Origin of the sequence: Sphingopyxis sp. JAI128 (assembly GCF_014207235.1) — a bacterium.
Lineage (GTDB): Bacteria > Pseudomonadota > Alphaproteobacteria > Sphingomonadales > Sphingomonadaceae > Sphingopyxis.
Map to the genome: position 1 here is coordinate 88,459 of NZ_JACHDA010000001.1, position 13,227 is coordinate 101,685.

Annotated in this window: 12 protein-coding genes; 2 read left to right on the forward strand and 10 right to left on the reverse strand. The window is 63.5% G+C overall.

Annotated elements, in window-relative coordinates; translation table 11 throughout:
• Positions 1-126: 126 nt before the first annotated feature.
• From ftsH to wecB, 9 genes are all read right to left on the reverse strand, one after another.
• Positions 127-2,070 carry an ATP-dependent zinc metalloprotease FtsH gene (gene ftsH / locus HDC35_RS00400; protein ID WP_184642914.1) on the reverse strand — a complete coding sequence of 648 codons (1,944 nt, stop codon included), beginning with the start codon at positions 2,068-2,070 and terminating at the stop codon, positions 127-129.
• A gap of 84 nt (positions 2,071-2,154) precedes the next feature.
• The gene (gene tilS / locus HDC35_RS00405) at positions 2,155-3,159 is read right to left on the reverse strand and encodes a tRNA lysidine(34) synthetase TilS (RefSeq protein ID WP_184642915.1); all 1,005 of its coding nucleotides are present in this window, start codon (positions 3,157-3,159) and stop codon (positions 2,155-2,157) included.
• Positions 3,113-4,051 (reverse strand): tol-pal system YbgF family protein, encoded by a 939-nt coding sequence (locus HDC35_RS00410; RefSeq protein WP_260397373.1) that lies wholly within the window; start codon positions 4,049-4,051, stop codon positions 3,113-3,115. Before HDC35_RS00410 ends, tilS begins: the two co-directional genes overlap by 47 nt.
• Positions 4,052-4,183: 132 nt before the next feature.
• Positions 4,184-5,050, reverse strand: a complete 867-nt coding sequence (locus HDC35_RS00415; RefSeq protein ID WP_184642917.1) for a helix-turn-helix domain-containing protein — start codon at positions 5,048-5,050, stop codon at positions 4,184-4,186.
• A 387-nt stretch (positions 5,051-5,437) separates the two neighbouring features.
• Complete coding sequence (gene hslU, locus HDC35_RS00420) at positions 5,438-6,739, reverse strand: ATP-dependent protease ATPase subunit HslU (protein WP_184642918.1); 1,302 nt, start codon at positions 6,737-6,739, stop codon at positions 5,438-5,440.
• 4 nt (positions 6,740-6,743) lie between these two features.
• Positions 6,744-7,310, reverse strand: a complete 567-nt coding sequence (gene hslV, locus HDC35_RS00425; RefSeq protein WP_184642919.1) for an ATP-dependent protease subunit HslV — start codon at positions 7,308-7,310, stop codon at positions 6,744-6,746.
• A 45-nt stretch (positions 7,311-7,355) separates the two neighbouring features.
• Positions 7,356-8,159, reverse strand: coding sequence for a class I mannose-6-phosphate isomerase (locus HDC35_RS00430; protein ID WP_184643861.1), 804 nt, complete (start codon positions 8,157-8,159; stop codon positions 7,356-7,358).
• A gap of 31 nt (positions 8,160-8,190) precedes the next feature.
• Positions 8,191-9,486, reverse strand: coding sequence for a UDP-N-acetyl-D-mannosamine dehydrogenase (wecC, locus tag HDC35_RS00435; RefSeq protein WP_184642920.1), 1,296 nt, complete (start codon positions 9,484-9,486; stop codon positions 8,191-8,193).
• Positions 9,476-10,591, reverse strand: coding sequence for a non-hydrolyzing UDP-N-acetylglucosamine 2-epimerase (wecB, locus tag HDC35_RS00440; protein ID WP_184642921.1), 1,116 nt, complete (start codon positions 10,589-10,591; stop codon positions 9,476-9,478). The genes wecC and wecB overlap by 11 nt, the downstream gene beginning before the upstream one ends.
• A 260-nt stretch (positions 10,592-10,851) precedes the next feature.
• Here wecB and HDC35_RS00445 point away from each other — a divergent pair, with 260 nt between their 5' ends.
• Entirely contained in the window at positions 10,852-11,640 is a 789-nt protein-coding gene (locus HDC35_RS00445) for a metallophosphoesterase family protein (RefSeq protein WP_184642922.1), read from the forward strand.
• A gap of 56 nt (positions 11,641-11,696) precedes the next feature.
• Here HDC35_RS00445 and HDC35_RS00450 read toward each other — a convergent pair whose 3' ends face one another.
• Entirely contained in the window at positions 11,697-12,254 is a 558-nt protein-coding gene (locus HDC35_RS00450; protein ID WP_184642923.1) for a hypothetical protein, read from the reverse strand.
• Here HDC35_RS00450 and HDC35_RS00455 point away from each other — a divergent pair.
• On the forward strand, positions 12,235-13,194 hold the full coding sequence (locus tag HDC35_RS00455; protein ID WP_184642924.1) for an O-antigen ligase: 960 nt from the start codon (positions 12,235-12,237) through the stop codon (positions 13,192-13,194). The genes HDC35_RS00450 and HDC35_RS00455 overlap by 20 nt on opposite strands.
• Positions 13,195-13,227 lie beyond the last annotated feature (33 nt).

Consider the following 13,227-nt stretch of genomic DNA (forward strand, 5'->3'; position numbering starts at 1 on the left):
TTGCACATAGAAAGGGGGCGGCAAGGAATGCAGGCACAAGGCGCAGGTATCGGCCGATCATCCTGCGCCGAAGCTTGCCCTCTGCCAATGGAATAGTCCCTGAATCGAAGGGGCAAGAAGCGACGCCTAGGCCCCTTGGGGATTGGCGTCGCCGAACGGACGCGGCTTGCGCTTGATCTGCGGCATGCCGCCGGCGTGCCCCGAAACGGGTTTGCCGCGCTTGTCGGCGTCGTCCTCGCGGCCGATATCCTCGCCCTTGATCGCACGCTTCGCTTCCTCGCCCGACAGCGTTTCATATTCGAGCAGCGCCCCGGCGAGCAGGTGAAGCTGGTCGAGATGATCGGTCAGCACCTTGCGTGCGGTTTTTTCGCCTTCCTCGACGAGGCGGCGGACTTCGGCGTCGATCAGCTTGGCAGTCTCTTCGGACATATTCTGCGCGCGCGACACGCTATGACCCAGGAACACCTCGTCCTGATTGTCGCGATAGCGCAGCCAGCCGAGCTTTTCCGACATGCCATATTCCATGACCATGGCGCGCGCCATGTCGGTCGCCTGCTGGATGTCATTCGACGCGCCGGTGTTGAGCTCGTCCTTGCCATAGATCAGCTGCTCGGCGATGCGTCCGCCGAAGCAGAGCGCGAGCCGCGCCTTCATCTGCTTCATATTCTGCGAATAACGGTCGCGTTCGGGGAGGTTCCACGTCACGCCCAGCGCGCGGCCGCGCGGAATGATCGTGACTTTGTGCAGCGGGTCGTTGTGTTCGACATGCAACGAGACAAGTGCATGGCCCGCCTCGTGATAGGCGGTCGCCTTCTTTTCCTCCTCGGTCATCACCATTGAGCGGCGTTCGGCGCCCATCATGACCTTGTCCTTCGCTTCCTCGAATTCGTTCGAGGCGATCAGCCGCTTGCCCTTGCGCGCCGCGAGCAGCGCGGCTTCGTTGCAAAGATTAGCCAGATCGGCGCCCGAAAATCCCGGGGTTCCGCGCGCGACGCGGCGGAGGTCGACATCGGGAGCGAGCGGCTTCTTGCGCGTATGGACTTCGAGGATTTTTTGCCGCCCCTCGATGTCAGGGCGCGGCACGACGACTTGGCGGTCGAAGCGGCCGGGACGCAGCAGCGCCGGGTCGAGAACGTCGGGGCGGTTGGTCGCGGCAACGATAATGATGCCCTCGTTAGCCTCGAACCCATCCATTTCGACGAGCAGCTGGTTCAGCGTCTGTTCGCGTTCGTCATTGCCGTTGCCGAGACCCGCGCCGCGATGGCGGCCGACCGCGTCGATTTCGTCGATGAAAACGATGCACGGCGCGTTGCGCTTGGCCTGCTCGAACATGTCACGCACGCGAGACGCGCCGACGCCGACGAACATTTCGACGAAGTCCGAGCCCGAGATCGTGAAGAAGGGGACGCCCGCCTCGCCAGCGATAGCGCGGGCGAGGAGCGTCTTGCCGGTACCGGGCGAACCGACGAGCAGCGCGCCCTTCGGGATCTGGCCGCCCAGTTTCGAAAATTTGGTCGGGTCCTTCAGGAATTCGACGATTTCCTCGAGCTCTTCGCGCGCTTCGTCGATGCCGGCGACATCATCGAAGGTGACGCGGCCTTGCTTTTCGGTGAGCATCTTGGCGCGCGACTTGCCGAAGCCCATCGCGCCCGAGCCGTTATTCTTCTGGACCTGGCGGAACACGAAGAAGGCGATGCCAAGGATCAGGAGGAAGGGGAGCGACTGGACAAGCATATACATCCAGAAGTTGGGGACTTCCTGGGGCTTGCCGTCATATTTGACGCCATTGTCGTTGAGCATCTTGAGCAGTTCGGGATCGCGCACGACATTAGCGCTGAACCGGTCGCCGTTCGACAGCGTGCCGGTCACCTTGTCTTCGGACAGGACGACCTCTTTGACACTGCCTTCTTCGACCTTTTGGCGGAATTCCGAATAGGCAAGCGGATCACCCGCCGGCTGCGCCGCGCCGCCGAACATAGAGGCGACGAGGAGCATGGCGAGCAGGATGCCGCTCCAGATCATCACGCTCTTCATCCAGGGGTTACCCTGCGGTTCCTTGTCGTCCTGCATCCGGAATCTTTCCTGTCGCCCGCGCACATCGCGAAGCTTGTCCCCGACAAGATAGGACAATCGGGTTAAATGACAATGAGGCAATCAGGGCTTTTTGAGCGCTTTCCGGCGCGGTGCCGCAGAAATGCGCCAGATCGTCCTTTCAAGCCCGCGCACCGCGTCGATCAGCAGCGCCCCGACCATCGCGCGGCGGCCTTCGCGCATGGCCGCGATCACCCCGTCGAGCGAAGCGCCGCGCAATACGAGTTGCGGCGCGTTGGCGCGCAGACGCTGTGCGACGATGCGGCGGAAAATTTCGGCCGGATAGCCTTCGTCGCGGATGACTGCGACGTCGGAGGCATCGGGCCAGGACGCGATCAGTCGCTCGACCGCCCAGTCGAGCGCCTCGTCGGCTTCGGCAAGCCATCCCGCCGAGGTCGCCGCCGCGACCGGATCGATCGCGGTTTGCGATTGCAGCGCATGGCGGAGCCGCGCGCGATCGAAGCGATTGTCGCTGTTCGAGGGGTCTTCGACGAATGGCAGGTCGTTTTCGAGCGCGAGATGGACAAGCTCGCGGCGCCGCCAATTGAGGAGCGGGCGCAGGATCACGCCATTTTGCGCGCGGATTGCGGCGAGCCCACCGACCCCGCTGCTGCGGTTCAGCCGCATTACGATCGTTTCGAGCTGGTCGTCCGCATGATGCGCGGTGACGACATGGCTCAGCGCATTGGCTTCGCGCCATTGTTCGAGAAGGCGGTAGCGTTCGGTCCGCGCCGCCGCCTGCTGCGACCCCCGGATCGGTGCCGGCGGTCGCAGCGTCGAATGCGGGATATGCTCGCGTTCGCAAAAGCCCGCGACCATCCGTGCTTCGTCGTCGGACCCCTTGCGCAGCCCGTGATCGACCGTCGCCGCCCAGATCTGGCCCGGCAGCAAGGTCGCCATCAACCAGAGCAGCGCCATGCTGTCGGGACCGCCCGACACGGCGACGCCATAATGGAGGCGATGCCATTCGGGCCCGAGAAGCGCGAGGAGGTCGCCGGCCAGCCTGCCGGCGCTGTCGCGATCAGCAGCCGGCTTTTGCTTTTGCGGCGGCTGCATCGGTCCGGACATCCTGTGGCGCCTTGTCTCCATAGACTTCGTCGAGTTCGCGGAACGCCTTGCATGCGTCGGCCTTGCGGCCGAGCTTGTCGAGCGCCACGCCCATATACATCAGGCTGTGCGGCGCACGCGCGCCGCTGGGTCGATCCTTGTAATTGTTATAGAAAGCGACTGCGGCAAGGCTGGGTTTGCCTTCGTCGAGATAGGCACGGCCAAGCAAATTCTGCGCGTAGCTCGCCTGGCTGCTCTTCGGCCATTTCGCGACGACGGTTTTCAACTGCGCCTGCGCTTCGGGGTAAAGCTTGGCATCCCACAAGCGAAAGCCATAGTCATAGGCATCCTTGACTTCGTTCCCGCTCGACGGGACCTCGACCTTCTTGACCAGCGCCAGCCGCGCCGCGTCTGACTTCGCCGGCTTTGCCGCTGTCGCCACGGGTTTTTTTGCCGGCGTCGCGGCGGCTGTGGTCGACGTCGCTGCCGGCGGCCTTACCGTTGGCGCGAGGCTTGCCGGCGTCGCTTCGACCGCCGCGGCGGCAGGGTCGGCAAAGCGCTTGTCCATTTCGGCCTTATAGGCGGCAAAGGCTTTTTCGAGTTCGCGGAGCTGGAAGGCATTTTGTTCGGTCTGGCCGGTCAGCGTCTGCAACTGGCTTTCCAGGGCGTCGACGCGCGCGGTCAAGTCGATGACCGGGGCATTGCTGCGCGCGCGTTCGCCGGGCGTGTTGTCAGGGGCGATCTCGCCCTCGAAGAAGGTCGGGCTTCCGCCTGGGAAAACCGTTCGCTGCACCGCGCGCATTTCTTTTTCGAGCCGCTCGACCCGTTTGTCGATGGCGCCGTCCTGCGCCGCCGCCGGCATCGCAGCGGCGAGGGCAATCGTCGCGGCTCCGAAAAAAATGGTGTAACGCATGCTCATCTGCCGATAGATCCCCGCCAGTTAACTATTTTTCCGCTCATAACGCGGCAACGTATGACAGCGCAAACCCATTTCGGCGCGCCGCGCTTTCGATCTGCCTGAATGCCCGCCCGTGAGGCGGCAAAGTCAGCCTTTGGGTTGCGGCCTTGCCGCCGGCGCAGCCCCGCCGGTCGCACCATTGCCTTCGGCACGCGCGACAAGATCGGAGGGCTTCAGCGAGACACCCTTTACCAGCGTGTCGGCAGGGCCGATCGGGCCGATGTCGCGTCCGCCGACGGTGACCTTGAGCGCCTGCGGGATGCTCGTGCGCAAGGTGAATTGCTCGACGTAGGCCGGGGGAACCTGATAGGTTTCGCCCGCGTCGAGCGTGCGCCAATTCTCGGTCTTCCCTTGCGCATCGTCGAACCCGATCCAGACCTCCGACAGGCCGGTCAGCACGACCGGCGCGCTTGCCGCGACCGCCGCCGGCGATGTTCCCGCCTTGGTTGCCGGCGCCGTTGCCGCATCGCCGTCGGGCGCCTCCGATTCATCGGCGGCGCGATTCTGGGCGGCGATCAGCGCTTCGTCGGGCTCGACCGACAGAAAGCGCCACACGCCATAGGCCGACGCCAGCAAGAGCGTGATGATAACCAACGTCCAGGTCAGCCGTGCCGTCGGCAGGCGCGCCGGATCGGTCGGTTCATAGGCTTCATAGAGCGGGCGCGCGCCATAAGCCTCTTCTTCCAGTTCGCGCCGAACCGCCGCGGCGATCTCCGCCTCGGGCAGGTCGATCGCGCGGGCATAGGCGCGTGCAAAGCCGGTGACATAGGTGCGCCCGGGAAGCTCGGAAAAATCGGACTTTTCGATGGCGGCCAGATGGCGCTGGGTGATACGCGTCCGCGTCGCAACATCGGCGAGCGACAATCCCGCCGCCTCGCGTGCCAGCCGAAGCCGATCGCCGGTGCGCGTAATCGCCAACTCGCCCTGTTCCGGGGCGGCTTCCTCGTCTGCCATTACTGTCTCCGTGCCGGTCGGTTGCAACCCAGCTTGACCGTGTCGCGATGTTCATCGCATTGACGGCGCGCCAAAGTCAAATGAAGTTCGGCGAACGAACGGCTGAAAAGATGCAGATTTGAGACCGTCGGCGGCGTGAGGGGGTTGTAGGGCGAGCGGGGCGATGAACGACGGTTTTTGGTAGCGAGAGCTACCGCTTCTTCCTTCCCTGCGCCATCCCGGACTTGATCGGGGGTTCACCGCGGCGCCTAAGTCATGCCCCCCGGATCAAGTTCCGGCGTGACGATAATGTATAGGCCCACCTTCGGTCGCTGAAGGACGGCGCCGTGCCGGCGGATTCCCTATGCAAAGCCGTTTCGCTGTTGCTTCGCGATGGCGGGCGCCGGGTCAGAGGACATATTTGCTGAGATCAGTATCGCCGACGACATCGGCAAGCTGTTTATCGACGTAGGCGGCATCGATATCGAGCGTCGTGCCCCCGGCATCTTCGGCTGTGAAGCTGATCTCCTCGACCAGCCGTTCCATGATCGTCTGGAGGCGGCGGGCGCCGATATTTTCGACCTTTTCGTTCACATCGGCGGCGAGTTTCGCGACGCGGGCGATCGCGTCGGGAGCGAAGTTCAGCGTAACGCCCTCGGTGCCGAGCAGCGCTGCATATTGTTCGGGCAGACCGGCCTTTGTCTCGCTTAGAATGCGGACGAAATCAGCCTCGCTAAGCGCGCCGAGCTCGACGCGGATGGGGAGGCGGCCCTGAAGTTCGGGGAGGAGGTCGCTTGGCTTGGCGACGTGGAAGGCGCCTGACGCGATGAAGAGGATATGGTCGGTCTTCATCGGGCCATATTTCGTCGCGACCGTCGTGCCCTCGATCAGCGGAAGCAGGTCGCGCTGGACGCCCTCGCGGCTCACCGAGCCGCCGCGCACGTCGCTGACCGCGATCTTGTCGATTTCGTCGAGGAAAACGATACCGTTCGCTTCGGCATCGGCGAGCGCGACGCGCGCGACATCGTCCTGGTCGAGCCTTTTGTCCTGCTCTTCCTCGATCAGCCGCGTCGCGGCGTCGATGACCTTCAGCTTGCGGCGTTTCTTGGGCAGGCCGCCCATCGCCTTGCCGAGCATGTCTGAAAGGTTGATCATGCTCATCTGGCCCGGTTGGCCGGGGAGGTCGAACGGCATCGACGGCGCGTCGGCAATCTCGATCTCGACCTCATTGTCGTCGAGATGGCCTTCGCGGATACGCTGGCGAAAGCTCTGGCGCGTGGCCTCGCTCGCGCCCTTGCCGGTCAGCGCGTCGAGCAACCGCTCCATCGCAGCTTCTTCGGCGGCAGCGCGCACGGCTTCGCGTCGGCGGTCCTTTTCGAGCCGAACGGCTTCCTCGACAAGGTCGCGCGCAATCTGTTCGACGTCGCGGCCGACATAGCCGACCTCGGTGAACTTGGTCGCCTCGACCTTGATGAAGGGCGCATCGGCAAGCTTGGCTAGCCGCCGAGAAATCTCGGTCTTTCCGCAGCCGGTGGGGCCGATCATCAGGATATTCTTGGGGCTCACCTCGTCGCGTAGGTCAGGCGACAGCTGCTGGCGGCGCCAGCGATTGCGCAGTGCCACCGCGACGGCGCGCTTGGCGGCATCCTGGCCGATAATATGCGTATCGAGCGCAGCGACGATCGCTTTGGGAGTCAGGTCTTTGTTCATAGGATCAGGCCTGGATTTCGATGGTTTCTTGGGTGAACTGGTCGTTCGTATAGACGCAGATGTCTGCGGCGACTTCCATCGCCTTCCTTACCAGTGCCTCTGGATCTTTTTCATAATCGGCGAGCGCGCGGGCGGCGGAAAGCGCGAAATTGCCGCCCGAACCGATCGCCGCGATGCCGCCCGTGGGCTCGAGCACGTCGCCGTTGCCGGTGATGACGAGCGTCACCTCCTTGTCGGCGACGATCATCATCGCCTCGAGGTTGCGGAGATATTTGTCGGTGCGCCAATCCTTCGCAAGCTCGACCGCAGCGCGCAGCAGCTGCCCGTTATGGCGTTCGAGCTTGGCTTCGAGCCGTTCGAAGAGGGTGAAGGCGTCGGCGGTCGCGCCCGCAAAGCCGCCGATGACGCTGCCGTCGTGCAGACGGCGGACCTTGCGGGCGTTGGGCTTCATCACCGTCTGTCCCATCGAGACCTGGCCGTCACCGATGACGACAACCTTGTCTTCGCTGCGGGCCGAAAGGATGGTGGTTCCGTGCCAGGGCGCGGCACTTTGCGCATGGGGATTGGTCATGGCGCGCGATATGGGCAATTGCCCGCCGCGCCGCAAGGGGAGGGGTCAGGCCCAAGCGAGGAGGGCGCGACCTCCTTCGTCGATTTCGATCGCCGATGGATCGGTGAGCAGCACCGCTTCACCGAGTATGATGTTTTCGCCCGTCACGCGGCAGCCCGTCGAAAGCGGCACGAAAGTCAGTTCGCCGACGGCGCGTTCGATCAAAGTCGGGTCGACGGGCCCTGCGAGATGCGCGAGGCGGAAGTGCGGACCATCGACGAGCATGAGATTGGTGTGGGGATCGACGACGGTGTCGCGCGGATCGTGGACCGGCACCGGGTTCGATACCTTCAGCCCCTCGTCTAGATGGAGTTCGCGCGGGCGGCCATAATCGTAGAGGCGGTAAGTGCAATCGACATTCTGCTGCACCTCGACGACCGTCAGGCCGGGCCCGATCGCATGGATCGTACCCGCGCGATTGTAGACGAAATCATTTTCATGCGACGGTCGCCAGTCGATCATATCGACGATGCTGCCGTCGAGCGCGGCGGCGCGCAATTGCTCGCGGCCGATTTCGCGATTGAGCCCGACGCCGAGTTCGGCGTCCGGCCGCGCATCGAGGATCAGCCAGCATTCTTCCTTGCCGCGCGCAAAACCCGCGGCGCGGGCCGCCTCGTCGCCGGGGTGAACCTGGATTGACAGGCGCTGCGAGGTGAAGAGGAATTTGACCATGATCGGCGCGTCGTCGCCGGCAGGATGCGCGAACCAGATCTCGCCGATGCGGCGGCCGCCGAAATCGCCAAACTCTGCGGGGATGTCGGTGCGGCCCCAAGGCTTTTCGACAACAATGGTTTCGAGGCGGGTCAGCATCGCCACAGAATGGGAGCGCCAGGCGAGAGCGTCAAGCGGCCCGATGCAACCGATTACCCGCCGCACCGTTCGGCTGGTCGAGCCAAAGGCCGCGTGTGTCGTAAACGATCTTGTCACCGCGCTCCTCGATCGGGATCGACTTGAAGAGGTCGTGATCGACAAGGACGATGAGGAGGTCGCAGCCGGCGAGCGCGCTGTCGAGGTCGATCAGTTGGGCGCCGGTGCCCGCAAATTCCATCGGCAGGCCGCGGGCATAGGGCTCCACGATCTCGATCTGCTTCCCGAAGCGGCGCGCGAGCGCGGCGGCAACCTCGACCGCGGGGCTTTCGCGGAAATCGTCGATATTGGGTTTGAAGGCGAGGCCGAGACACGCAACGCGCGCTTTCGGGTGCTGCGAGACGAGCATTTCGGCGGCGCCGATGACGTGCGCGGTCTTGGCCAGATTGACCTCGCGCGCGGTACGGATCAGACGGCTGTGGTTGGGGGCGCCATGGACGAGGAACCAGGGATCGACCGCGATGCAATGGCCCCCGACGCCAGGCCCCGGTTGCAGGATGTTGACGCGCGGATGGCGGTTGGCAAGGCGGATTACCTCCCACACATCGACGCCCAGATGCTCGGCCATCATCGACAGTTCGTTGGCGAAGGCGATGTTGACGTCGCGATAGCTGTTTTCGACCAGCTTCACCATTTCGGCGGCGCGCGCGGAGGTGGTGACGCAGGCGCCGCGAACGAACTGGCGGTAAAAGGTCATCGCGCGCCGCGCGCAGCGCGGGGTGATCCCACCGATGCAGCGGTCGTTATCGACGAGTTCGACGAGAATACGGCCCGGAAGCACGCGCTCTGGGCAATAGGCGACAAAGATATCCGCGGCGCCGTTGCACGCGCCGGGGACCTTGAGGTCGGGGCGGAGTTCGGCCAGCAACGCCGCGACCTTTTCGGTCGTGCCGACGGGCGACGTCGATTCGAGGATGACGAGATTGCCGGCTTCTAGCTGCGGCGCGATAGCACGTGCGGCCGACAGGACATGGCTGATGTCGGGGCGATGATTTTCGTCATGCGGGGTCGGAACGGCGATGACAAAGGTGTCGGCGGGAACGACCGCGATCGACGCGGTCAGCGCGCCGCGGGCAACGACGCCCTGGACGAGACCGTCGAGATCGACCTCCTCGATATGCACCTTGCCGTTGTTGACCGTATCGACGACCGACTGGCTGACATCGACCCCGGTGACCTTGCAGCCCGATCGCGCGATCAGTGCCGCCGTCGGCAAGCCGATATAACCCAGTCCGAGGACGGTGACCTTCTGTTCGGTATCAATGGGCACGCGCAACTATCTCCGCAATCTGTTTCGCCGCCGTGCCGTCGCCGAACGGATTGTGGGCGCGGGCCATGGCTGAATAAGCGTCCTTGTCGTCCAAAAGCTTGAAAATTTCGGAAACAATACGCGCTTTATCGGTTCCGACAAGCCGCGCAGTCCCGGCTTCGACGCCTTCGGGGCGTTCGGTCGTTTCGCGCATCACGAGCACCGGCTTGCCGAGCGACGGCGCTTCCTCCTGCACCCCGCCGCTGTCGGTGAGTACCAGTTCGGACGTTGCGAGCAGGCGAACAAAATGCGGATAATCGAGTGGGTCGATCAAGGCGACATTGTCCAGCCCGGCGAGGATCGGTTCCATCGCACCGCGGACGTTCGGGTTGGGGTGGGCGGGGAAGATGATCGCAACATCGTCTCGCGCCGCGATCGCGGCGATGGCGTCGGCAATGGCCTTCATGCCCTCGCCGAAATTTTCGCGGCGGTGCGAGGTGATGGCGATGATCCTTTTGCCGGCGAAGCGCTCAATGAGCGGATCGAGGCCAGCAGCGAGCGCGGGCTCTTCCTCGATCCGTGCTGTCGTTGCCAGCAGCGCGTCGATAACGGTGTTGCCGGTAATATGAATGCGGTCGGCGGACACATTCTCGGCGCGCAGCGCGGCGGCGGCGGTTTCGGTCGGGGCGAAATGGAGATCGGCGACCGCGCCGGCGACCTTGCGGTTCACTTCCTCCGGCCAGGGATGATAAATATTGCCGCTGCGCAGCCCGGCCTCGACGTGGCCGACGGGTATCTTGCGGAAATAGGCTGCAAGCGTCGCCGCCATTGTCGTCAGCGTGTCGCCATGGACGAGGATGCGGTCGGGCTTTTCGATGTCGAACGCGGCGCCAAGTCCCATCACCACGCGAGCGAGGAGGCTGTCGAGGGACTGATCGGCTTGCATGACGTCAAGGTCGATGTCGGGCTTGATCCGTGCGATGTCGAGTACCTGGTCGAGCATTTCGCGATGTTGGGCCGTCACGCACACCCGCACGTCCATGCCCGACTGCTCGTATAGCGCATGCACGACCGGGAACATCTTGATCGCCTCCGGGCGCGTCCCGAAAACCGTCATTATTTTCATATTCTTGGACTCCGGTCCGGGTGAATGCCATTGGTCGCGCCGCCCGTCGATGGTTGACGGCCTGATTAGCGGGAAAATGTTTATGACAGTCTTAAGGATATCCTGCGCTTTTCGCCGATATTGCGCCGCGGATGCAACTTTTCTGGACCGTCAGCGTATGTTGCCATCGGCGGAGGGCATGGTAGAGGGACGCGCGTTGCGTTTCCTGGAGCCGACGGACTCCGCCACTCGCAGTTTGATGTTGGAGCCAGTTTTTACCGATGTTCTGGAAGCGCAAGACCAAATCGGCTCCACCGGTGCGCAGTGGACACGCGATACCCGAGGGACAAAGAGTTTATGCGATCGGCGACATTCACGGGCGCGACGACCTGTTCGCACGGATAATCGATACGATCCGTGCCGATAACGCCTCGCGCGCGCCCGCAACGATCACGCTGATACTGCTGGGCGACCTGGTCGATCGGGGCCCGGATTCGGATCGGGTCGTCGAACGCGCGATGCGGCTCAAGGACGAATTTCCGGATACCCGGCTCTTGATCGGAAATCATGAGGAATGCTTTTTGGCGGCGCTGACCGGCGATGTGCGGCGGCTGCGCTATTTCATGCGGATCGGCGGCGACGCCACGGTTCGCAGCTATTGGCGCGGCGACGACTGTTTCGACAGCGCCACCTTCGAAGAAGTCGCCGAACGTTTACCGCATATGGTGCCCGCCGAGCATGTCGATTTTCTAGGTCGTGGCGAGGACGTTATCGAGATCGGCGACTATGCCTTCGTCCACGCCGGCATCCGCCCGGGCGTGCCGCTCGACCGGCAAAAACCCACGGATCTGCGCTGGATACGCGACGAGTTTCTCGACGACCTGGGCGACCACGGCAAGATGATCGTTCACGGGCATAGCATCACGCGAGAACCCGACGAACAGGCTAATCGCATCGGGGTCGACATCGGCGCTTTCCGGAGCGGTGCGCTGGCGGCGATCGGGCTCGAGGGCCATCGGCGCTGGTTTATCTTCGCCCGTGAGGAAGAGGCCTGCGCCGACGCGGCCTGACCGCCGGGACCAAGCCGATGCCATCCGAGCAAGCTTGCCATCGGGGGTATCGCCCTTTAGTTGCCCGCAAACGGGGCGTTGAGGCGACGCTTTCTCCCCCAACAATGCCAGAATAGCGAAATCATGAACAGCAAAACGAAAATGGCGACGCGTTTCGGGGCGCATGGTGAGGGAGAGTGGTCGCGCTGGATGCCACTGCTTTTTCTTGCCTTTGTTCTTTTGACCGGCGGTGCATCGCGGAGCGATGTTGCATCGTTGCCGCTCCTTCGCGGGGGCGCGGTTTTGTTCGGCTGCTGGGCGATAATGGGTATGAAGCGGGGGGATTGGCTGCGCATTCGTACGCCGCTCATCTTTCTGTCTGCGTTGACGCTGTTGATCGCCTTCCAACTCGTCCCGCTGGCGCCGTCGATCTGGCATGGCCTCCCCGGGCGCGAATTGATCGCCGCCGCCGACAGGCTGCAAGGCCAGCCCGATCTGTGGCGTCCGATCACGCTCACCCCTTCGGAAACCTGGAACAGCCTCCTCGCAATGACGGTCCCGCTGGCGGCACTGCTGGTTGCGGCCCGCGTTGCGGCCGATGACGTTGCGCGGATATTGCAGGCGCTGGTCGTCATCGCGGTTGCCAGCGCGTTGCTCGGCGTGCTCCAGATTGTGTCGGGAGCCGGCAGCCCCGCATTCCTTTACCGGATTACCAATAGCGGTTCGATGGTGGGCCTGTTTGCCAACCGTAACCACCACGCTATTTTCCAGGCATGCGCGATTATTTTCGCCGCCGCGCTACTTCGCGATGAATTGATGCGCCGGCAACAGCGCTCGATCGTTCAGCTCGGACTGGCTGGAGCGGCGCTGCTCTTTACGATCATGACGATGCTTATCGGATCGCGCGCCGGCCTCGCGGCGGGGGGCGCGGCTTTCGCCCTAAGCTATGCCATGCTCGTTCCGGCATGGCTTAACCGGCCGAGCCAAACAGCGCGCCGAACGCGATCTGTGCAAGGTCCGGGGCGGTGGAGGAATTTGATCCTCATCATTCCGCCGATCCTGTTGGGCGTGCTTTTCGTCACGATCCTGCTGCTTGCCGACCGCAATACCTCGATCAGCCGCATCGCCGATAACCGCGTTGCGGAGGATTTGCGGGTTCTTGCGTGGCCCACGATCCAACAGATGGTTGAAACCCATTGGCTGGTGGGCGCCGGCTTCGGATCCTTTCCCGCCGTCTATCGCATTTTTGAACCCGACGCGCTGCTCCAGCCGGCCTATTTCAATCATGCGCACAACGATTGGGCTGAAATGTTGATTACCGGCGGCCTGCCGATGGTGCTTATTGCCGCGGCCGCGATCATTTGGCTTGCGAGGGCGGCGACGGCGGGTGGTTTGCGGACTTTGATCAAGGGCCATCGCGGCGATTACCGGCTTGCGATCCTTGCGGCCGTCGGGTTGATCGCGGCCGCCAGCCTGGTCGATTATCCGCTGCGACTGCCATCGATTCAGGCGATGCTCGTCATACTTCTGGTGTCGTTCGCTTGCCCCAAGGCAGCCACGGCGCAACGGGAATAGGGTTGCGGCACCTAGGATAGCCGGTATAGCCAT

What these genes read in the sequence shown, in the direction of transcription:
- wecB (WP_184642921.1), bottom strand. Translation starts at nt 10,591, where the DNA reads ATGAAAATAATGACGGTTTTCGGGACGCGCCCGGAGGCGATCAAGATG.
- HDC35_RS00445 (WP_184642922.1), top strand. Translation starts at nt 10,852, where the DNA reads ATGTTCTGGAAGCGCAAGACCAAATCGGCTCCACCGGTGCGCAGTGGA.
- HDC35_RS00450 (WP_184642923.1), bottom strand. Translation starts at nt 12,254, where the DNA reads ATGACGACCAGCGCCTGCAATATCCGCGCAACGTCATCGGCCGCAACG.
- HDC35_RS00410 (WP_260397373.1), bottom strand. Translation starts at nt 4,051, where the DNA reads ATGCGTTACACCATTTTTTTCGGAGCCGCGACGATTGCCCTCGCCGCT.
- HDC35_RS00415 (WP_184642917.1), bottom strand. Translation starts at nt 5,050, where the DNA reads ATGGCAGACGAGGAAGCCGCCCCGGAACAGGGCGAGTTGGCGATTACG.
- ftsH (WP_184642914.1), bottom strand. Translation starts at nt 2,070, where the DNA reads ATGCAGGACGACAAGGAACCGCAGGGTAACCCCTGGATGAAGAGCGTG.
- tilS (WP_184642915.1), bottom strand. Translation starts at nt 3,159, where the DNA reads ATGTCCGGACCGATGCAGCCGCCGCAAAAGCAAAAGCCGGCTGCTGAT.
- HDC35_RS00430 (WP_184643861.1), bottom strand. Translation starts at nt 8,159, where the DNA reads ATGCTGACCCGCCTCGAAACCATTGTTGTCGAAAAGCCTTGGGGCCGC.
- hslV (WP_184642919.1), bottom strand. Translation starts at nt 7,310, where the DNA reads ATGACCAATCCCCATGCGCAAAGTGCCGCGCCCTGGCACGGAACCACC.
- hslU (WP_184642918.1), bottom strand. Translation starts at nt 6,739, where the DNA reads ATGAACAAAGACCTGACTCCCAAAGCGATCGTCGCTGCGCTCGATACG.